The 19614-nt window shown below is 60.5% G+C and carries 18 protein-coding genes and 1 riboswitch; of the genes, 9 read left to right on the forward strand and 9 right to left on the reverse strand.

Translation table 11 applies throughout. From position 1 onward, the window contains the following. Window positions 1-133: 133 nt before the first annotated feature. Both CXK96_RS16435 and CXK96_RS16440 read right to left on the reverse strand, forming a co-directional pair. Complete coding sequence (locus tag CXK96_RS16435) at window positions 134-580, reverse strand: DUF1249 domain-containing protein (protein WP_102837506.1); 447 nt, start codon at window positions 578-580, stop codon at window positions 134-136. Then, window positions 577-1194, reverse strand: a complete 618-nt coding sequence (locus CXK96_RS16440; protein WP_102837507.1) for an NUDIX domain-containing protein — start codon at window positions 1192-1194, stop codon at window positions 577-579. The genes CXK96_RS16435 and CXK96_RS16440 overlap by 4 nt, the downstream gene beginning before the upstream one ends. Between CXK96_RS16440 and CXK96_RS16445 the strand changes: the two genes are divergently transcribed. Continuing rightward, complete coding sequence (locus tag CXK96_RS16445; protein ID WP_102837508.1) at window positions 1193-1423, forward strand: hypothetical protein; 231 nt, start codon at window positions 1193-1195, stop codon at window positions 1421-1423. The genes CXK96_RS16440 and CXK96_RS16445 overlap by 2 nt on opposite strands. Continuing rightward, complete coding sequence (locus CXK96_RS16450) at window positions 1423-2151, forward strand: RsiV family protein (protein WP_102837509.1); 729 nt, start codon at window positions 1423-1425, stop codon at window positions 2149-2151. The genes CXK96_RS16445 and CXK96_RS16450 overlap by 1 nt, the downstream gene beginning before the upstream one ends. Here CXK96_RS16450 and cytX read toward each other — a convergent pair. Both cytX and thiC read right to left on the reverse strand, forming a co-directional pair. Continuing rightward, window positions 2117-3385 carry a putative hydroxymethylpyrimidine transporter CytX gene (gene cytX / locus CXK96_RS16455; protein WP_200640687.1) on the reverse strand — a complete coding sequence of 423 codons (1269 nt, stop codon included), beginning with the start codon at window positions 3383-3385 and terminating at the stop codon, window positions 2117-2119. The two genes, CXK96_RS16450 and cytX, sit on opposite strands and share 35 nt — an antisense overlap. A gap of 378 nt (window positions 3386-3763) precedes the next feature. Then, entirely contained in the window at window positions 3764-5644 is a 1881-nt protein-coding gene (thiC, locus tag CXK96_RS16460) for a phosphomethylpyrimidine synthase ThiC (protein ID WP_102837564.1), read from the reverse strand. Between the two features lie 102 nt (window positions 5645-5746). Next, window positions 5747-5853: riboswitch (TPP riboswitch) on the reverse strand. A 195-nt stretch (window positions 5854-6048) separates the two neighbouring features. Between thiC and CXK96_RS16465 the strand changes: the two genes are divergently transcribed. Beyond that, on the forward strand, window positions 6049-7500 hold the full coding sequence (locus tag CXK96_RS16465; protein WP_102837511.1) for a TolC family outer membrane protein: 1452 nt from the start codon (window positions 6049-6051) through the stop codon (window positions 7498-7500). 150 nt (window positions 7501-7650) lie between these two features. On the opposite strand, the gene waaA is transcribed toward CXK96_RS16465, so the two are convergent. Then, window positions 7651-8919 carry a lipid IV(A) 3-deoxy-D-manno-octulosonic acid transferase gene (waaA, locus tag CXK96_RS16470; protein WP_102837512.1) on the reverse strand — a complete coding sequence of 423 codons (1269 nt, stop codon included), beginning with the start codon at window positions 8917-8919 and terminating at the stop codon, window positions 7651-7653. Between the two features lie 144 nt (window positions 8920-9063). Between waaA and CXK96_RS16475 the strand changes: the two genes are divergently transcribed. The 4 genes from CXK96_RS16475 to CXK96_RS16490 all read left to right on the forward strand — a co-directional run bounded on the left by CXK96_RS16475 (window position 9064) and on the right by CXK96_RS16490 (window position 12373). Then, complete coding sequence (locus tag CXK96_RS16475; RefSeq protein ID WP_102837513.1) at window positions 9064-9396, forward strand: DMT family transporter; 333 nt, start codon at window positions 9064-9066, stop codon at window positions 9394-9396. A 68-nt stretch (window positions 9397-9464) separates the two neighbouring features. Then, window positions 9465-10637, forward strand: coding sequence for an NAD(P)/FAD-dependent oxidoreductase (locus CXK96_RS16480; RefSeq protein ID WP_102837514.1), 1173 nt, complete (start codon window positions 9465-9467; stop codon window positions 10635-10637). Further along, window positions 10637-11449, forward strand: a complete 813-nt coding sequence (locus CXK96_RS16485; RefSeq protein ID WP_102837515.1) for an aldo/keto reductase — start codon at window positions 10637-10639, stop codon at window positions 11447-11449. The genes CXK96_RS16480 and CXK96_RS16485 overlap by 1 nt, the downstream gene beginning before the upstream one ends. Window positions 11450-11485: 36 nt before the next feature. After that, window positions 11486-12373, forward strand: a complete 888-nt coding sequence (locus CXK96_RS16490) for a metal ABC transporter ATPase (RefSeq protein WP_102837516.1) — start codon at window positions 11486-11488, stop codon at window positions 12371-12373. Window positions 12374-12422: 49 nt separating this feature from the next. Here the strand turns inward: CXK96_RS16490 and hldE are convergent, their stop codons facing one another. From hldE to msbA, 4 genes are all read right to left on the reverse strand, one after another. After that, on the reverse strand, window positions 12423-13844 hold the full coding sequence (hldE, locus tag CXK96_RS16495; RefSeq protein ID WP_102837517.1) for a bifunctional D-glycero-beta-D-manno-heptose-7-phosphate kinase/D-glycero-beta-D-manno-heptose 1-phosphate adenylyltransferase HldE: 1422 nt from the start codon (window positions 13842-13844) through the stop codon (window positions 12423-12425). 78 nt (window positions 13845-13922) lie between these two features. Continuing rightward, entirely contained in the window at window positions 13923-15317 is a 1395-nt protein-coding gene (locus CXK96_RS16500) for a PIG-L deacetylase family protein (RefSeq protein ID WP_102837518.1), read from the reverse strand. Between the two features lie 3 nt (window positions 15318-15320). Beyond that, complete coding sequence (locus tag CXK96_RS16505) at window positions 15321-16217, reverse strand: GNAT family N-acetyltransferase (RefSeq protein ID WP_102837519.1); 897 nt, start codon at window positions 16215-16217, stop codon at window positions 15321-15323. Further along, complete coding sequence (gene msbA, locus CXK96_RS16510; protein ID WP_102837520.1) at window positions 16217-18034, reverse strand: lipid A export permease/ATP-binding protein MsbA; 1818 nt, start codon at window positions 18032-18034, stop codon at window positions 16217-16219. The genes CXK96_RS16505 and msbA overlap by 1 nt, the downstream gene beginning before the upstream one ends. A 35-nt stretch (window positions 18035-18069) precedes the next feature. Between msbA and CXK96_RS16515 the strand changes: the two genes are divergently transcribed. Both CXK96_RS16515 and CXK96_RS20665 read left to right on the forward strand, forming a co-directional pair. Beyond that, the gene (locus CXK96_RS16515) at window positions 18070-18669 is read left to right on the forward strand and encodes a lipopolysaccharide kinase InaA family protein (protein ID WP_102837521.1); all 600 of its coding nucleotides are present in this window, start codon (window positions 18070-18072) and stop codon (window positions 18667-18669) included. 27 nt (window positions 18670-18696) lie between these two features. Next, window positions 18697-19548 (forward strand): hypothetical protein, encoded by an 852-nt coding sequence (locus CXK96_RS20665; RefSeq protein ID WP_146030710.1) that lies wholly within the window; start codon window positions 18697-18699, stop codon window positions 19546-19548. The last annotated feature ends 66 nt before the right edge of the window (window positions 19549-19614 follow it).

Consider the following 19614-nt stretch of genomic DNA (forward strand, 5'->3'; position numbering starts at 1 on the left):
CGCAGAAGAATTATGGTGGCTGGGAGTTGCAGGGGTAAACCGCGCGATGCGGGCATGCATCACAGAACCGCTTGGGAGCATCACGGAATCAATAGCACAACGCCAGCACCACCTCAGACGCGCGCTGTTCCGCTTAAAGCACAGACTCCAGCTCATGACCGCAGGCCAGGCAGTGACCGAGCCACTCCCCGAGGAACAGGTTGAGCTGATTTTTTTCATCGGGCTGATGCATTTGCGCGTTGGGATAGCTATAGATGCCGCGAAAACGCCGGGCGTTCTCGGCGCCAATCACTTCAGCCATACGCGCATCATGGTAGACACGCACGTCCATCTGCGGCACTGGCAACCAGGGCAGACAGTCCTGCTGACTGATCTGAACGGTGGTGGTGTAGGGGCAGCTCTCGGTGACAGTCAGCACCAGCACGCCGAGCAGTCGGTCCCCTTGGCTCATGGCGATCCGGCGCGTGTCCGGGCGGTTGCGCATCTCCGGAAGCAAACGCATCAGACGCAGATAATTTGCCTCGCAGGCCGCCTGAAGTTCCAGCAGGTCGACGCGGTATCGCTCGCGGGTTCGCCTCATATCCATGCCTCCCTGATCTCGCTGCGGTTCAACGCCAGCCACTGCAGCGCGATGATCGTCGCCGCGTTATCGATCCGGCCGTCGCGCAGCGCCTCCAATGCTTCATCAAGAGACCACACCGCTGCACGGATGTCTTCACCCTCCTCTTCCAGCCCGAACACGCCGCCGGCGCCAACACTGCTGCAGCGACCGACGTAGAGATGTATGCGCTCGGTGCTGCCTCCTGGCGAAGGATAGTAAACAGACACCGGCCAGAGCTCGCCGAGCTCCAGGCCTGCCTCTTCCACCGACTCCCTGCGCGCCACCTCTTCAGGCTGCTCGTCCTTGTCGATCAGGCCGGCCACCGTTTCCACCAACCACGGGTTGTCGCCATGCGCCATGGCGCCGACACGAAACTGCTCGATCAATACGACCTCGTCGCGCTGAGGATCATAAGGAAGCACGCAGACGGCATCGTGGCGAACAAACAGCTCGCGCTCGATCTCGGCGCCCATGCCCCCTCGGAACAGACGATGGCGAAGGCGGAAGCGGTCAAGGTTGTAAAAGCCACTGAAGCAGCGCTCGCGGCTGATAATCTCGACATCGTCGGCGCCTGCTTTGAAAATATCGTTCATGCACTACTCACATATCGGGTTGTTCCAGCACCTGCCGGCGCCGGAAAAAGGCTGCAACCGTCACAGCGTGAGCGGTCTCTCTGCTGCCATCCTAGCGCGCCGCTTGCTCGGGCGCAGCCCTTTGCAGACCACTCGCATGAAGGAAGATGCCCAGCTGGCGATTCTCGAACTTCGCTCCGCCCACGCACTCGAACCCGCACTGAAGCCGCCGCAGGAGCCAATCCATTGATGCCACTTCGCAATGCCATCGTCTTAACAGCGTTCAGCCTGCTCATAGGTGGCTGCCAACACTTCGGTGGCGAGCCGCCCGTAGACGTTCGTCAGATCCTCAGCGAGCAACGTCCGACCAGCTGCCCTGAGCAAGACGATAGCTGCCCCTTGGTGAACATAGATACTCAGCTGTTTGAAAACGAGCCCGCACTGAACGCGCTGATCGACCAGCGGATGCGCGAGATGACGGTAGTCAGCCCGGATGCTCAGGTCCCGGCGTCACTCGAGGGCTATCAACAGACCTTCCTGCAAGACGCGGAACCCGGCTGGAGCAGCTACCTTCAAGCCAAGTTGCGTGAGCAGCATGGGCCGCTGCTGGTGGTGGAGCTTTCGAGCTATATACACACCGGCGGCGCTCACGGAATGCCCGGGCGCGGCTTCATCAATTACGACCGAGAGCAGTACCGTGAGCTGAAGCTTGCCGATGTTGTATTGCCCGGAAAGGAAGGTGCCTTCTGGCGCGTTGCCGCGAAGGCGCACCAGCAATGGCTGCGAGCCAACGAGCACGACGCCGCTTTCAGCCGCCAATGGCCCTTCCAGCAGACCGCCAACATTGCGTTGCTACGAGACAAGGTGCTGCTCAAATATGACGTCTACAGCATCGCGCCGTATTCGAGCGGGCACCCTGAACTGGAGATTGCTTACCGCGAGCTCAGCGGGATACTGAAACCGGCCTACCTGCCGTAGCCCCGCCAAAGCGACTCAACACCAGCAGCAACCCGCCGGAGAGGAACAGTGCCGGCAGGCTGGCACCAATTTCCGGCCAGGCGTTTGCCAGCAAATGGTAGACGGCCGCGCCGCAGCCCCACGCCAGCAGCGTCTCCCAGCGCAACATCGTACTGGCTACCTGCAGCCGGCCCCGCCTTCTGAGCAGGTAGTGATCCACCAGCACCACACCAAACAGCGGAGCGAACACCGAGCCGATCAGCAGCAGGAAGTTCTGGTACTCCGCCAACGGTGCAAACCAGGCGATCAAGGTACACAACGCACCGATGGCCAGCGCCAGCCGCTCAACCTTGAACGGCAGCAGCAGGCCAACCGAGACCGCAGCGGAATGGATGTCGGCAAAAGCATTCTCCGACTCGTCCAGCAGGATCAATAGCAGCGGGATCCCCAGCCCAGCACCGGCGAGCGCCAGCAGAAGCGCATTGACCTCGCCGCTGTCGGCGAACGCCAGGGTATAAGCAACACCAAGGCTCATCAGCCAGACGTTACCCACAAAAAAGCCCAGCACGGTGCCGCCGAAAACGCGCCGCGCCGCCTTCCCGAAGCGCGAGTAGTCTGCGATCAGCGGAAGCCAGGACAGCGGCATAGCGATGGCAATGTCGAAGCCCAGCGCAAACGGCAGCGAGCCGTCCCCCTGACGTGCCCACAGCGCCTGGAGATCGGCCTTGTCGAACAGGTTCCAGGTCAGCCAGACGCAGGCACCGAGCAGCAACCATATGCCCCATTTGCGCAGAATCTTACGGACGAAGGTCAGCGGGCCGGTGATCGCCAGTAGCGTCGCCAGCGCACCGAAGAACAACGTCCAGAGCGCGGGGTTAACCCAACCGCTTTGCTCGCCAAACGCCCGCGCAGACAGCACGCTTGCCGCATCGCGCATGACAATGATCTCGAACGCGCCCCAGCCGACCAGCTGAACCAGATTCAACAAGGCCGGGAGCACCGCGCCGCGGTCGCCCAGGGTGCGCTTCAGATTGGCCATCGAGGACAATCCTGTGTCGCTGCCGATCACCGCAACCGCCCCGAGCAATATCACGCCGACCGCAGTGCCGCTGAGGATCGCCAGCAAGGCGCCGCTCATGCCCAGGCCCGGCGCCAGCAACGCGCCGAGTTGCAACACCATGAGGCCGACGCCCAGCGAGAACCACAGGGAGAACAGATCACGCCCACCGAATACACGGTGCTCAGCGGCGATCATCTGATGCGGGGAATAACGACCTGGAATGTTCACATTGTTATCTCAGAGAAACCGGTTGCCCGGCACAACCGTGAGCACGATGTTTCGCCTCACGAAAAGGAATACCAGCAGCGATCCAAAGAGCGGATGACGCCGAAGGCTTATCTGCTTCAAATAGAGAGGTACCGGTTGGCCGCCGAATCATTTCGGCAGGACCGGTTGGTCGATGAGTGTAAAGGCTCCGCCGTTTCCCACCCTACAGTTGAGCCATGCAGCTGCCCCCCGGCGTGACCGCACCGCGACAAGCGGTTAGGACCGACTCTGCTGTGTCGCAGGGTGGATCACGCTTCATCGATCCACCCTACGACACAGTCCACCGGAGTGATGGCGACCCGGCCGCTACACCTGTTTGTAGATCACCGAGCCTTCGTCCTTGAAGCGCGAAGACTGCTCCTTGAAGCCGGCCTCGATCGCTTTTTGCTCATCGGTTAGCCCGTTCTGCGACGCGTATTCGCGCACTTCCTGAGTGATCTTCATCGAGCAAAATTTCGGCCCGCACATGGAGCAGAAATGCGCGACCTTGGCGGAATCCTTCGGCAGGGTCTCGTCATGGAAAGCGCGTGCGGTGTCCGGGTCCAGGCCGAGGTTGAACTGGTCTTCCCAGCGGAATTCAAAGCGCGCCTTGGACAGGGCGTTGTCGCGGATCTGCGCGCCCGGATGGCCTTTGGCGAGGTCCGCGGCGTGGGCGGCAATCTTGTAGGTGATGATGCCGGTCTTAACGTCATCCTTGTTCGGCAGGCCGAGGTGCTCCTTCGGCGTGACGTAACAGAGCATGGCGCAACCAAACCAGCCGATCATGGCCGCACCGATGCCCGAGGTGATGTGATCGTAGCCGGGCGCGATGTCGGTGGTCAGCGGGCCGAGGGTGTAGAACGGCGCCTCATCGCAGCATTCCAGCTGCTTGTCCATGTTCTCCTTGATCATCTGCATCGGCACGTGGCCAGGGCCTTCGATCATGCACTGCACGTCGTGCTTCCAGGCGATCTTGGTCAGCTCACCGAGCGTTTCAAGCTCACCGAACTGCGCAGCGTCATTGGCATCGGCAATCGAGCCCGGACGCAGGCCGTCGCCCAGCGAGAAGCTGACGTCGTAGGCCTTCATGATTTCGCAGATTTCCTCGAAGTGGGTGTAGAGGAAATTCTCCTGGTGATGCGCCAGGCACCATTTGGCCATGATCGAGCCGCCGCGGCTGACGATGCCGGTGACGCGCTTGGCGGTCAGCGGGACGTAGCGCAACAGCACACCGGCATGGATGGTGAAGTAGTCAACGCCCTGCTCGGCCTGTTCAATCAGGGTGTCGCGGAACAGCTCCCAGGTCAGGTCCTCGGCCACGCCGTTGACCTTCTCCAGAGCCTGGTAGATCGGCACGGTACCGATCGGAACCGGCGAGTTGCGGATGATCCACTCGCGGGTTTCGTGGATGTGCTTGCCGGTCGACAGGTCCATCACGGTGTCCGAACCCCAGCGGATGCCCCAGGTCAGCTTGGCGACTTCTTCTTCAATCGAGGAGCCCAGCGCCGAGTTGCCGATATTGCCGTTGATTTTCACCAGGAAGTTGCGGCCGATGATCATCGGCTCCAGCTCGGTGTGGTTGATGTTGGCGGGGATGATCGCGCGGCCGCGGGCCACTTCGTCACGCACGAACTCGGCGGTGATTTCCTTCGGAATCGAAGCCCCGAAGCTCTGCCCGGCATGTTGCTCGGTGAGCAGGCCGGCGGCGCGCGCTTCCTGCAGCTTCATGTTTTCGCGGATGGCGATGTATTCCATCTCGGGCGTGATGATGCCCTGACGCGCGTAATGCATCTGGCTGACGTTCTTGCCCGGCTTGGCCCGGCGCGGATTGCGCACATGGGCGAAGCGCATCTTGGTCAGCTCGGCATCGGCCAGGCGTTGCTGGCCGAATTGCGAGGTCAAGCCGTCGAGCAGTTCGGTATCGCCACGGTCATCGATCCAGGCCGAGCGCACGTCGGCCAGGCCTTTACGCACATCGATGGTCACGCTCGGATCGGTGTAGGGACCGGAGGTGTCGTACACCAGCACCGGCGCGTTGATCTCACCGCCGAAATCCGTGGGTGTTACGTCGAGACTGATCTCGCGCATCGGCACGCGGATGTCAGGGCGCGAACCCTGCACATAGATTTTCTGCGAACGCGGGAAAGGCTGGATCGACCCTTGGTCGACCTGGGCTGATTCACTCAGGTTTTGTTGTTCTGCACGCATCAGGCTGGCTCCTCGAAAGTTGTCGGGGCGAACCTGAAAAACACGGCGGATGAAGGGCATCGGGCGCGCCGGAACTGGCGCCGAGAGAGCTTGCCGAAAGACTGGCGAGCACATCTTGTTCCCTACGCAGGCCTTAACCTGATCAGGTTCAACGGGATCCGGAACTTTCCGATCTCAGCCTTCGCTTCAAGGCACCCCGACAAGAACGGGGCCGAGTCTAATCAAGACTGACCGGGAATACCATGCCGATGGCAAGCGCCGCGACCGTCGGGTCACATCCGTCCCCGCCCGCCCTGCTGCCTGATCGCCTCCAACAAGGTCCCGAACACCCTGCTCAAGCGCCTTGACCGCCCGCATGACCACGCATAGCCTTGCCCATCACTTCGCTTCAGGGAAAGACGCACATGCTGCGCAGACTCACGCTGGCACTCGCCGTGACCGCCGCCTCGTCCGGGCTGACCTGGGCCCAGACAGCGCCACCGCTTTCCGCTCGGACCGACCTGGTCAGCGTCTACCGACAGGCCGTTGAGAACAACGCCGACCTTGCGGCGGCGCACGCGCAGTTCCAGGCGATCCAGGAAGTAGTGCCCCAGGCCCGTGCCGGTTTGCTACCGAACCTCAGCGGCGGTGCGGAGCTCAGCAACACGCGCACCGATGTCGATACATCCATGGGCTCGCGTTCGCTGTCACGCAGCGGCACCGTCTATAAGGCAACCCTCAGCCAGCCGATCTTTCGCCCCGAGCGCTGGTTCCAGTTACAGGCGGCTGAGGCCATTAGCGAACAGGCCGCGCTGGAATATTCAATCGCCGAACAGGATCTGATTCGCCTGACCGCGCAAGCCTACTTTGCCGTATTGCGCGCCCAGGATAATCTTGCCGCGGCCAAGGCCGAAGAGTCAGCTTTTCAGCGCCAGCTCGACCAGGCCAATGAGCGCTTCGAAGTTGGCTTGTCCGACCGGACCGATGTTCTGGAAGCACAAGCAGGCTTCGATACCGCACGCGCCAACCGGCTGCTCACGCAACGGCAAGTGGACGATGCGTTCCAGGCCCTGTTTACCCTGACCAACCGCGAATACCTGGCTCTAGAAGGCATTGAGCACAGCTTGCCGGTGCTGCCGCCCATTCCTAACGACGCCAGCGCCTGGGTCAACACCGCCACGCAACAGAACCTCGATTTGCTGGCCAGTAATCAGGCCGTTAACGCGGCCGAGGAAACCCTACGCCAGCGCCGTTCGGGTCATGCACCAACACTCGACGCCGTGGCGCGTTACAGCAAGGGCGACAACGACAGCCTGGGGTTCACCAATACGGGTAGCGAAGCGGTGACCGGCATCCCCCGCTACACCGGCGATGTCGAGCAGCGCAGTATCGGGCTGCAGTTGAACATTCCACTTTATAGCGGCGGCCTGATCAGCTCTCAGCGCCGCGAAGCCTTCCATCAGCTAACCCAGACCGAGCAACAGCGGGAAAGCCTGCGCCGCCAGGTGGTCGAGACCACGCGCAACCTCTATCGGGCGGTGAATACCGATGTGGAGCAAGTGCAGGCGCGGCGGCAATCGATCGTTTCCAACCAGAGCGCGCTAGAAGCCACCGATATCGGCTATCAGGTCGGTACTCGCAATATTGTCGATGTGCTCGACACGCAACGCCGCCTGTTTGCTTCGGTGCGTGACTACAACAATGCCCGCTACGACTACATCATCGACAGCCTGCGCCTGAAACAGGCCGCCGGCACACTCAACCCCGGTGATCTGGAAGATCTGCAGCGGTATCTGAAAACCGACTACGACCCGGATACCGATTTCCTGCCGCCGGACCTGTCCGAGAATTTTGCCCGCCCGGTGCGCATCGATTAGTCGTGGCGAACCGGCCCAATACTCTAAGGCGGATCGAGGCACGCCATGATCGGGCCCCAAAACGGGCCTGATCTACAACCGGTTCAGCGCGGGGTCTAGCGGACACTCGTGGCCGGCAGAGCGGAATCGGCCAAACAGCCTGACGCCTCGCTACTTGAGCAAGGCACCCAACCCCTCCAGCAAACGCCCAAGCGCGCCCTGATTGTTTTTCAGAACCTTCAGGCCTGCGCTGCGTGCCTTTTCGACGCGCTCGGAGTCGTTCCAGAACAGCTCTATCGCCGATGCCAGCTCAGGTGCGTTGCTGACTTCAGCAAGTGCGCCTGCATCACGCAGTTGTGCGGCGATATCGAGGAAATTGAACAGATGTGGCCCCGTCAGCACGGGCTTGCCCAGCGCGGCTGGCTCCAGCAGGTTGTGGCCACCCGTAGGCACCAGGCTGCCACCGACGAAAGCGGCATCGGCCAATGCGAACAGAAACAGCAACTCGCCCATGGTGTCGCCAAGCACCACTTGAGTCTCGGGCTTCGGCGGTTCAGCGAGGGACCGGCGAACCGTGCTGAAACCCTGCTTGCCACACAGCTCATACACCGAGCGAAAGCGCTCAGGATGGCGCGGCACCAGGATCAACAGCGCATCGGGGCGTTCAGCCAGAATTAATCGATGCGCCGCAAGCAAAATCTCGTCTTCACCCGTGTGGGTGCTGGCACCGATCCAGATCGGTCGCGACATGGCATCCCACTGCTGACGGAGTTGCGAGGCGCGCTCGGGCAGCGCCGGATCAATATTCAGGTCGAACTTGATCGAGCCGGTGACCTGCACGCTATCCTCACGAGCGCCTAGCTTTCGAAAGCGTTCGGCCTCCGCATTGGTCTGCACGGCGATCAGGCTCAGTTCGGCCAACATCGGCGCGGTCAGTCGGGAGAAGCGTGCGTAGCCGCGTGCTGAACGCTCGGACAGGCGCGCGTTGGCCAGCGCCACAGGGATGCCCCGCTGCGCACATTGATGAATATGGTTGGGCCATAACTCGGTTTCCATCACGACCGCCAGCTTTGGCTGCAGGCGTTGCAGAAATCGCGACGCCGCCCACGGTAGGTCATAGGGCAAATAGCAGTGCTGCACCCTGTCGCCGAACAGCGCCTTGATGCGCTCGGAGCCCGTCGGCGTCATGCAGGTCACGGTGATCGGCAGCAATGGATAGCGCTCCATCAGCGCCCGAATCATCGGCGCCGCAGCAATGCTTTCGCCGACCGACACCGCATGCACCCAGATGCCACCCGGCTGGAACGCCGGAAGCCCTACAGCGAAGCGCTCGCCGATTCGCGCGCCATAAGCCGGCGCTCGACGAGCACGCCAGAACAGACGCGCAAACACCAGAGGCAAGGCGAGATGAAACAGCAAGGTATAGAGGGCACGATTCATGGGCGCGGAGCTTAGCAAAGCGTCGGACGCAACGGCCACAGCGAAGCGCAAAGCGAAATCCGCTACCGTTGCGCAGAACTTGCCCGTTCCGCGGGAGCCGAATGAACGCAGCGCAGACCGGCACTGCCCGCAACCGGAGACCGTATGACTGGCTATTTCTATCTCGCCATCGCTATCACCGCCGAGGTGATTGCCACCACCTCCATGAAGTCGCTGGCTGGCTTCAGTCGCCCGCTACCGCTGTTTCTGGTGATCGCGGGCTACAGCCTCTCATTCTGGATGCTTGCTTTGGTGGTCAGGACCATACCGGTGGGCATTGCCTACGCCATCTGGGCAGGCCTCGGCATCGTCTTGGTGAGCATCGCCGCAGCAGTAATCTATCAGCAGAAGCTCGATCTACCGGCGGTGCTAGGCATGGCGCTGATCGTCGCTGGCGTGGTGGTGATCCAGGTGTTTTCCGGCAGCACTGGACACTGAGCCGGTTCGGCTGATGTTCATGGGTGAGCGGTTATACTGCGCGCCTGATTTCTCCAAGAGGTCCCTTCATGTCCGAGTCACTGAGCACCGATGTTCTGATCGTTGGCGGCGGAGTCGCCGGCCTGTGGCTGAACGCACGCCTACGCCGACTGGGCTATTCGACGCTGCTGGTGGACAAGGGTGTGCTCGGCGGCGGACAAAGCGTCAAGTCTCAGGGCATCATCCACGGCGGGACCAAGTACGCATTGAGCGGCGCGTTGACCGGCGCATCGGAAGCCATCGCCGACATGCCACGACGCTGGCGCGAGGCGCTTGCCGGCAGCGGCGAGCTGGACCTCTCAGGTGTACGCCTGCTATCGGACGCTCACTATTTATGGTCGCCAGGCACCCTGACGGGCAACCTCACCAGCTTCTTCGCCAGCAAGGCGGTCCGGTCGCGTGTCGGCCAGGTCAAGGGCGGTGAGCTGCCCCCGGCGCTCCAGGATCCGCGTTTCAAAGGCAAGGTCTACCGCCTCAGCGAACTGGTACTGGACGTGCCCAGCCTGATCCGCCGACTCGCAGAGCTGTCGGGCCCAGGCCTGCTGAAAGCCGAGCGAATCGAGCCTCTACTGGAGAACGGCGAGTTGACCGGGCTAATTGTCGACGGCCGCTCGATCCGCACTCAACGCATTGTCCTGACTGCCGGCGCGGGCAATGCCGAACTGCTGAGTGCGCTGGGCCTCGCTCAGCCTGCGATGCAGAAGCGCCCATTGCACATGGTCATCGTCAAGGCGCCGACATTGAAGCCGCTGTATGCACATTGCCTTGGCGGCGGTTCCAAGCCACGCATTACGGTAACCAGCCACCCTGCTGCCGACGGCGAATGGGTGTGGTATCTGGGCGGTGACCTGGCCGAAGCCGGCGGGGTTGCGCGCGATGAAGCGTCGCAGATTGCCGCCGCGAAGAACGAGCTGGCCGAGCTGGTTCCCTGGATTGACCTGTCGGCAGCCAAATGGGCCACGCTGCGCATCGACCGAGCCGAGCCTGCGCAATCCGCACTGGCCAGACCGGATAACGCCTTCCTCGCCGAACAGGGGCGCCTGCTGGTGGGCTGGCCGACCAAACTGGCGCTGTCCCCAGACTTCGCCGATCGGGTCGAGGCCGCATTGATCCGCGACGGCATCCAGCCGCAACCCTTAACGCCACTGCCAGAACTGCCACGCCCCGCTGTCACTGGGCCATTCTGGGAAGGGTTGGTCTGATGGAAACCACCCTTCATGCCTTGCACCGCCGGCTGGGCAGCACCGGCTTGAATGTATCGCCATTGGGCTTGGGCACGGTCAAGCTGGGCCGTGATCAGGGCGTGAAGTACCCCAGCGGCTTTCGTATTCCCGACGATGCACAGGCGCGCCACTTGCTTGATTTGGCACGGGATCTCGGCATCAATCTGATCGATACCGCCCCCGCCTACGGCGTCAGCGAACAGCGCCTGGGCCCGCTGTTGCTGGGCCAGCGCGATCATTGGGTGGTGGTCAGCAAGGTCGGCGAGGAGTTCGTCGACGGTCAATCGCAGTTCGATTTCTCGCCGGCCCATACCCGCTTTTCCGTCGAGCGCAGCCTCCAGCGGCTAAAGACCGACCGTATCGAACTGGTGTTAGTGCATTCGGATGGGCGCGACCTGGACATTCTGCAGAACAGCGGCGTTTACGGAACCCTCGCCGAGCTCAAGCGCGAGGGGAAGATTCTTGGCTACGGCCTGTCAGGCAAAACCGTCGAAGGCGGCCTTTTTGCCCTTGAGCAGGGCGACTGTGCGATGGTGACCTACAACCTCAACGAGCAGGCCGAACGGCCAGTGCTCGACTACGCTCAGGCAAACGCCAAGGGCATCCTGGTCAAGAAGGCGCTCGCCAGCGGCCATGTTTGCCTGAAGCCAGACGAGGACCCCGTACGGCTCAGCTTCGAGCTGTTGTTCAGTCATCCTGGCGTCGGCGCGGCAATCATCGGCACCATCAACCCGCAACACTTGTCAGCTAACGTACGTACCGCCGCATCCGTTTTATCCCAACAACAATAAATGGCCAGACGGCCGCCGACTGCCAGGAGGAGCCGAATGCCGCGCGTACTGATCCGCAAGAATCCGACCGCCTTCAAGACCCTGCCGCTGCTCGTCGAAGCCAGCCCGGAAGGCTTGCGCTACCAGAGCCTTGGGCGTCCGCTGAACTTCAGCGAGATGCTCGAACGTCGCCGACCGGTAGCCGTGGACGATCCGAGCCGCTTCAATATCGAACTGGCTAACCTCGGCGTCTCGGTACGCCTGACGATCTGCTGGCAGGGCCAGGATTACTGGGTACTGGTGCGCCAGCAACGCCAGGACCGAGGCGACGTGGTACTCAAGCTGATTTCCGGCTACGTACCGGCCCACGAACTCAGTCTGCCTCTGCTCACCGCGATTCAGGAAGTTGCTGAAGAATGTTTGCTGGAAACCCCAGAAGGCTGGCTCGCCGGGCGCTTCGGGGACACATGGCTACCGGCTCCCTATGAGGGCAGCCTGCGCTATCGGGAGGCTGTGCATTTCAACCTGGCCTCGCTTTCAGGCTCGGCGAGACCGGTGCAATGCGGCCAGATGACCTTGATGGAGCGCCCGCGAGCCTATGTTCATCTGCCAACGGCTTCCCTGCAGTTGGTGTACGACATGCGCCTCGATCTACCGAAGGAAACCCGAGAGCTCGGCCTGTTTCATGTCGATGAACGGCTGGAAGACGGCAAGCTCGTCGCAGAGTTGTCCCGCAGCAGGCCCGACCTTTATCTGGTCCCGCTGCTGCAGGGGCGTCCGACCGCCGCGTTGTACACCCTGCGCAAAGGGCAGCCCGTTCCGGCCAGCACGCGCGGGCTGTGGCTGTCGGAAAGCTTTGCAGGCCAGGAGGAATGGGTGGTGCGCGAAGAGCGAATCACTTGGCGCGACTGGATCAAGACCCTCGCCGTGGCGGCATCCGGTTGAGCTGACATGGAGAGGCTGCCCAGCCCGGCCGGCTGGGCAGCGGCCAGGCTTATCGCTTGCGGATTTTTTCTACAATGGCCGTAGTAGAGCTGTTCTCGACCAACCCCAACACCTTGACCTCACCGCCATAGGCCGTGACCAGGTCCGCACCGACAACCTGATCGACACCGTAATCGCCGCCCTTGACCAGCACATCCGGCTTGACCTCGGCGAGCAGATTTTCAGGTGTGTCCTCCGCGAAAGATACAACCCAATCGACCGCGCCGAGCCCAGCCAGCACCGCCATGCGCCGATCAACCGAGTTGATTGGCCGGCCCGGCCCCTTCAGACGACTCACCGACCCATCATCGTTAACTGCGACGATCAAGCGATCCCCTTGAGCGCGGGCTTGCTCCAGATAGGTAACATGCCCGGCGTGCAGGATGTCGAAACAGCCATTGGTAAACACGATCTTCTCGCCTTCGGCGCGCGCATCTTCTATCGCGGTGAGCAACTGCTCGAGCGTCATTACCCCACGCTCGGAACCTTCCTCGCGCTGCACTGCACGACGCAGTTCCGGTGCGCTGATGCAGGCGGTGCCCAGCTTGCCGACCACGATACCGGCGGCAAGATTGGCCAGGGCCACTGCCTGGGGCAGCTCCTCTCCAGCAGCAATGGCCGCCGCCAATGTCGAAATCACCGTATCGCCAGCGCCAGTGACATCGAATACTTCACGTGCGCGGGCCGGCAGGTGCAGCGGTGAATGCTCGGGACGCAACAGGGTCATGCCGTGCTCGCCGCGGGTCACCAAGAGGGCACCAAGTTCAAGGTTGTGCATCAGGGCAGCGCCCTTTGCAACCAGTTCGGCCTCGTCCGAGCAGTGACCGACAATGGCCTCGAACTCACCGAGGTTCGGCGTAATAACCGAAGCGCCGCGATAGATTTCGAAGTCCTTCCCTTTAGGGTCAGCCAGCACCGGAATGCCACGCTTGCGCGCGGCCTGAATCAGCGACTGGTGATTGCGCAGCGCACCTTTGCCGTAGTCGGAAAGAATCAGCACCTTCACACCCAGCAACAGCTGCTCGACGTCGCGCAGCAACGCGGCCGGATCGGTGTCGAACGGCTCTTCGAAGTCCATCCGCAACAGTTGCTGGTGCCGGCTCATCACCCGCAGCTTGATGATGGTCGGCTGATGCTCGATGGATTGAAAGTGTGCCTGCACACCAGCTGCAGCCAGGCTATCAATCAGGCTTTGGCGGGCTTCATCCACGCCCGTGACACCAACCAGTGCGGCCGGCGCACCTAATGCCGAGATGTTAAGAGCCACGTTGGCGGCGCCACCCGGCCGATCCTCTACCTGCTCGACCTTGACCACCGGCACCGGCGCCTCCGGCGAAATCCGCGACGTGCCGCCATGCCAGTAACGATCGAGCATGACGTCGCCAACCACCAGGACAGAGGCTTGGTCGAAACGGGGCATGGACAACTTCATGGGGGCTCCGGTGAGGAAGAGAAAACGGCGGCGATCATAACATGCACTACGCAACAGCCCGCCTGGGCTGGCGCCTTGCTAGAGGTGGCGAACCCAGAACAGCTCATGGCGGCGCACCGCCTTGCGGAAAAACTCGTCCTCGCCACTGAGCGGCCAATGTCGGCCGACAAGCGCCGCCTGGATCAACCGACGCAAGCGCTTCTTTAGCGGCAGCGGCCCCTGCAAATCGTGCTGCATGGCCAACGCCATGGCCTTGTTCAGCCGCGCGTCGGCATCCAGCAGAGGGCTCCACAGACGATCCGCCGGCAGCGGCTCGATGGCAGGGGGCAACGCAATGCCACCATCAGCCGGACCCATTGGCCACCGATCGTTGTCGTGCAGGTGGTTGGCATAGAGCAGCAGCGTGTCGGGCAGCCAGTCGCCCTCCTCTATCGCCTGACAGAGTGCTCGTGTGGCAGCGACATGGTCGGAGTGCGGATCGAGTTCCGGATGCGGCGTGACCACCACTTCAGGACGGAAATGTGTCAGCAGCGAGCGCAGGTCGGCCTGCAGATTTTCCCAGCTTGGCACACCATCCAAATCCGCCGGTAGGGCCAGAGGATTGTGCTGACGCACGCTGCGGATGTCCCGCTCACCCGACTCGCGCGAGCCGAAGGGATGCACCGGGTCCTCGGCCATGGCTGGCAGCTGCAGGCAGTAATAGCCGAGCTGCACGCAACGCGATTGCGGCACGCCGCCCCAGAGCGGTATCGCAAGGCTGTCCCAACTGCGCAGGCGCCCCTTCAAACGGGCCGCAGCAGGCAGATCCAAACCCAGGCGCTGGTAGTTGTTCGCCTCGATCTCGCCCTGAGTCAGGGTAACGATGGCGACGTCGCGCGCTCGGCTGTACAAGCCGAAGGCGGCCAGCTCGGCATCGTCAGCGTGGGGAGCGATGATGAGGATGCGGCGCTCGGCGTAGTCCGGATTGCGCATCACGTACAGGGTCGCATCGTTCGAGAGCTCGCAAAAACGCCCGCGAAAGCTCAGCCCCCCTTGGACGAGCAGCTCGTGCTGACCGGAAAGGTTGAGGTAACGCCGACCCGCGACACCGCGCTCGAAGTCCTGGCGGTCCTCACCAATCCATACCTGCGGGTCGAACCAGCGCCCTAGCCAGCTGGCCTTCAGATTGACCTCGAGAAACAGCGTATCTGCAGCGTCGAAGCCGTCAGGCAGAACCAGACGGCCGCCCTCGATGCGCACCGGGTAGCGCTTAGCATCTTCAGGAAAGGCGTAGCGGTAGTCGTCCTGCGGCCGGTAGAACAGATGATCAGCGAACCATGCCTCATGGGCGATCCAGCCGAGAACTCCCAGCAGCGGTATCAGCCACCAGTTGACCAGCGCTCCAATCAGCAACAGCGCAACGAGCGCGGTGAGCAGCGCGATGCGCTTGTGCTGGCGATGACGTTTAAGCAATTGCTGCTTGCGTGCACTCATGGCTCACACCTGGTAGACCGGGACGCGGTTGCACCAGCGGTCCTTGTACTCCCGGTCCGCACGACCAAAGGAATAACGCAGCGGTTTGCCCAGCGCGCGGGCATCGGCCCAGGCTGCCTGGGTATTGACGAAGCTGAGGACGCTACCGGGGCTGAAGTTGCGCTGTTGCGGATCAACACCGCCGTTGATGTACTCGATCGACACCCACTTCGGCGCTTCGACCCGGTAAAGCACCTGGACGGCGATGGGCAGGTCATCAAGCAGGACCACCGAGCCGGTCATGAACTCGCGCAGTAGTGCAAAGACCTCTTGCAGGCGGCCCTTACCGGGGGCCTCGAAACCCCACCGGCGCTGGAACAAATCAGCATAGAGTGCAGCCTGTTCGGTTGATGTGAACTCCTGCATCGGACGCAGCACACCACCGGCCTCTTCCAGCAGACGCTGTTCGCGACGCTGGTTATAGCGGAACTTCTTCGAGTACTCCTCGGGCTCACGCGCCAGCGCCAAGCCCTCCGGCTGCCCGCTCAACGTGCTGATCGCAGCAGCATTCAGCTCGGACACGTAGCGCATGCGCTGACGGACCGGCACACGGGCCTGGTCGGCGACCGGTAGAATGATCTCCGCGTTGCCCATATCGAACAGGCCGCGTTTGCCGGTCTTCTTCAGCACATCCTTGGAAAGCGCCAGATGCCGCCCCCAGCAGGGAACCGCCGCAATCAGCTCACCTTGCTTTTCCCAGCCCAGATAGCGCACTGGAATACCAGCGAGCCCAGCCAGCCGCTCGATGACCTCAGGGTGCGTCGCAACGCTGCCACCGTAGCGCTGCCAGACCTCGGAATACGTCGATGCGTCGATAACGCGCCAGCCACGCTCGCGCCAGCTATGCAGGAACTGAAACATCAGGATCCCTGCTCTTCGGGCACTTCGTCCTTGAACTGAGTGGCGTGGAGCCTGGCGTAGGCGCCGTTCGCGGCCAGCAGCTCGGCGTGGGTACCGCGCTCGACGATGCGGCCCTGCTCCATCACTAGAATCTGGTCGGCCTTCTCGATGGTGCTCAAGCGGTGCGCGATGACCAGCGTGGTACGGCCCTGCATGACATGATCCAGCGCCCCCTGGATGTGCCGCTCGGACTCGGTATCCAGCGCCGAGGTAGCTTCGTCCAGAATCAGCACCGGCGAGTTTTTCAATAATGCACGAGCAATCGCCAGGCGCTGACGCTGACCGCCGGACAACAGCACGCCGTTCTCGCCGACCATGGTCTGATACCCCTCCGGCATCTGCTCGATGAACTCATCGGCGTAGGCATCACGGGCCGCGCGGCGTATGTCGTCCAGCGGCGCGCCAGCCAGATCGCCGTAAGCGATGTTATTCGCCACCGTATCGTTGAACAGCGTCACCTGCTGAGTCACTAGTGCTATGTGCCGGCGCAGATTGCGCAACGTGTACGACTCGACATCCGCCCCGTCGAGCAGTATCTGGCCTGCCTCATGGTGGTAAAAACGCGGAATCAGATTTGCTAGCGTGGATTTGCCGCTGCCTGAGCGCCCAACCAAGGCCACCATCTGCCCAGGCTCAATCGTAAAGCTGATGTCGTGCAGCACACGCTTGTCTGTGCCCGGATAAACGAAGTCAAGGTTATGCACCTTGAGGTGACCACTGACGGCTTCGCGCTCGAGCGACCCCCTATCTACTTCCGGCTCCTCGTCGAGCTGCTCGAAGATGCTCTCTGCGCCGGCCACGCCCTTCTGGATGGTTGAGCTGACTTCCGAGAGCTGACGAATCGGCTTGGGCAACAGCCCAGCCAAGGTGATGTAGGCCACCAGATCGCCAGCAGACGCGTCGCCACGCAGCAGCAACACCAGGAACATCAGCACTGCCATGGCGCTGTAGATGACCAGTTGCAAGCTCGGCGTGTAAACCGCGTTGGTTTTGACCATACGCAACTGCTTTGCGGTGTTCTCCGAACTTGCCGCCAAAAAGCGGCTCCGCTCATAGGGCTCGCCACCGAAGCTGCGAACCACTCGGTAGCCCTGAATGGTTTCCGAAGTCACATGGGTCACGTCGCCCATCGCGAGCTGAATCTTCTTGCTCTGCTTTCGGAATTTCTTGCTGGCGCTCGACACCATGAAACCGATCACTGGCAGTATCGCCAGCATCACTAGAGTGAGCTTCCAGTTCATCCACAGCAGCGTGGCGAACAGGAAAATCACTGTCATGCCCTCGCGCACTACCACCTTGATCGCATCGGTCGCAGCGCCGGTCACCATGGTCACGTTGTAGGTGATCCGAGAGATCAGATGCCCGGAGTTATGGCTATCGAAATAGCGGTTGGGCAGCGTAAGCATATTGTTGAATAGCGCCAGACGCAGGTCGTGTACCAAACCTAAAGAGACCTTTGCGAGAAAAAAATTTCCGAGAAACGAGCCGATACCCTGAACCAATGCGATCATGATGATTAGCAACGGCACGGCCTGCAGCAACTTCAGCTTGGCCAGCCACTGCACCTCGTTGAGATAAGGCGCCTGGGCGAAAAAGCTCGCATCTGGATTATTCAGTCCGTCGACGAAGAACTTCAGGATATAGCCCAGTGCTGGCTGGGTAGAGGCGAAGAGAAGGAAGCCGGCGAGACTGATCGCAAACAGCCCCCAATAGGGGAGCACATAGCGCAGCAATCGCAGATACACAGTGACACTGGATTGCTGGGTAGAATTGGCCATTCGGCAAGCCCCATACGACTGGCTAGAGGAACAAGATGCGGATTGTAACAGCGCAGGAACTAGAAAGCTGGCTGGCTAAAGGGGAGGTCCTAGAGCGGGATGCTCGGGGACCAAAGGTCGTTGCGCTTGACAGTGGAACATACCTAAAGATCTTTTACACTCGACGTCACCCACTACTGGCACGAATTGCCCCCTATGCAAACACATTTGCTCGCAATGTCGATCTACTGCGTAAGCACAATATCCCGACCGTGGAAATAACCGAAACTTTCTGGCTTAACAAACGCATCGGACTAACCGGATGCATCTACCGGCCGTTGCCTGGTAGAACGCTGGAGCAGATCTATAACAGGAACCCTGAGAGCTTACAGGCGCACATTCTAGAAATAGCAAGCTTCATCAAAGGTCTTCATCGAAAAGGGATATATTTTCGCTCACTGCACCTTGGAAATATAATACTAACCCCTGACAGCAAACTAGGATTAATCGACGTGCTTGATTTAAGGAAAAATAAAAACAAGTTAAGCAACAGATTGGTGAAAAGAAACTTTAGCCACTTAGAAGCTTACTTAAAAAGAAAAAAAATAGCTGACTTTCCGCTAGAGCAGCTAATAAATGCTTACCGATCAATCTAAACCAAGTTTACAGGGGGAGGGGCGCCAATGCTAGCAACGCTAAGCGTTTTTGCAGAGAGCTTTCCGTATACATCTAGAACCAAGCGCCTAACACTACATACGTCTCTCTCGCACTCCAGAGAGTTGACTCATAATATCTATGAACTGATAAGCGCACGCACTTGCTCCAGCCAGCGTATCAAGGCAAAAATATCAAACGGCCCCAATGCATTATTTTTGAAAAGCTCAGCGCTAAATAGCTGGAAATCAAAACTACGCTTAACACTAGGAATTCAACGCTCAAAAAAGAACGGCGCCGGCTACGACTGGCCGCTAGAAGAACTTATAAATTCTATGGAGGCAAACAATCTCAACATACCTTCCGCAAGAATCTTCGGATTCGGATATGTCCGCCATAGACTAGGCTGGATAGTGGAATTTTTTTTAATTACTGAGCAACTCATTTCGCATGTCGATGGTACGCATTGGCTTGCAACTGAAGGAAACGACCCTAAAGAGCTAATAAGCCGAGCTCTAACACTGATACTAAGACTTCATGAATGCGACTTTATCCACCTTGACCCCTGGATCGCCAATTTCATGATCAACCCCAATAACCTCGACGACATCCGCATCGTTGATTTAGAGAACTGCATACTGGCGCCGACGCAGCACTTTCTAGAAACCTTAGGCATACAATTCGGCATTCTGTATAGACGAGTAGTATGCGACTACGTCGCAGAAGAACACTTTGACGAATTAGTCAAACACACTGTCATGTTGCAAGAGGTTCACTGCGACGAAAGGTTCTGGAGAGCTTACATGATATCTAAAAGGGAAAAAATAGCACGAAAATCGAGAAGGAGAACACCGCTTACAGGGAACATAGCCCCTGGTTGATCCTCACAATTTCAGCAAAAGTTTGCAACTGCCAAGCGGGATGACAACCGCACCACAAACCAGGCA

It is taken from the genome of Stutzerimonas stutzeri (assembly GCF_002890895.1).
GTDB classification, from domain to species: domain Bacteria; phylum Pseudomonadota; class Gammaproteobacteria; order Pseudomonadales; family Pseudomonadaceae; genus Stutzerimonas; species Stutzerimonas stutzeri_AB.

Coding starts and splice junctions, on each gene's coding strand:
- CXK96_RS16485 (WP_102837515.1), top strand. CDS start 10,637: ATGGAAACCACCCTTCATGCCTTGCACCGCCGGCTGGGCAGCACCGGC.
- CXK96_RS16490 (WP_102837516.1), top strand. CDS start 11,486: ATGCCGCGCGTACTGATCCGCAAGAATCCGACCGCCTTCAAGACCCTG.
- CXK96_RS20665 (WP_146030710.1), top strand. CDS start 18,697: ATGCTAGCAACGCTAAGCGTTTTTGCAGAGAGCTTTCCGTATACATCT.
- msbA (WP_102837520.1), bottom strand. CDS start 18,034: ATGGCCAATTCTACCCAGCAATCCAGTGTCACTGTGTATCTGCGATTG.
- hldE (WP_102837517.1), bottom strand. CDS start 13,844: ATGAAGTTGTCCATGCCCCGTTTCGACCAAGCCTCTGTCCTGGTGGTT.
- CXK96_RS16435 (WP_102837506.1), bottom strand. CDS start 580: ATGAGGCGAACCCGCGAGCGATACCGCGTCGACCTGCTGGAACTTCAG.
- cytX (WP_200640687.1), bottom strand. CDS start 3,385: ATGATCGCCGCTGAGCACCGTGTATTCGGTGGGCGTGATCTGTTCTCC.
- CXK96_RS16450 (WP_102837509.1), top strand. CDS start 1,423: ATGCCACTTCGCAATGCCATCGTCTTAACAGCGTTCAGCCTGCTCATA.
- CXK96_RS16445 (WP_102837508.1), top strand. CDS start 1,193: ATGCACTACTCACATATCGGGTTGTTCCAGCACCTGCCGGCGCCGGAA.
- CXK96_RS16475 (WP_102837513.1), top strand. CDS start 9,064: ATGACTGGCTATTTCTATCTCGCCATCGCTATCACCGCCGAGGTGATT.
- CXK96_RS16440 (WP_102837507.1), bottom strand. CDS start 1,194: ATGAACGATATTTTCAAAGCAGGCGCCGACGATGTCGAGATTATCAGC.
- CXK96_RS16505 (WP_102837519.1), bottom strand. CDS start 16,217: ATGTTTCAGTTCCTGCATAGCTGGCGCGAGCGTGGCTGGCGCGTTATC.
- waaA (WP_102837512.1), bottom strand. CDS start 8,919: ATGAATCGTGCCCTCTATACCTTGCTGTTTCATCTCGCCTTGCCTCTG.
- thiC (WP_102837564.1), bottom strand. CDS start 5,644: ATGCGTGCAGAACAACAAAACCTGAGTGAATCAGCCCAGGTCGACCAA.
- CXK96_RS16515 (WP_102837521.1), top strand. CDS start 18,070: ATGCGGATTGTAACAGCGCAGGAACTAGAAAGCTGGCTGGCTAAAGGG.
- CXK96_RS16465 (WP_102837511.1), top strand. CDS start 6,049: ATGCTGCGCAGACTCACGCTGGCACTCGCCGTGACCGCCGCCTCGTCC.
- CXK96_RS16500 (WP_102837518.1), bottom strand. CDS start 15,317: ATGAGTGCACGCAAGCAGCAATTGCTTAAACGTCATCGCCAGCACAAG.
- CXK96_RS16480 (WP_102837514.1), top strand. CDS start 9,465: ATGTCCGAGTCACTGAGCACCGATGTTCTGATCGTTGGCGGCGGAGTC.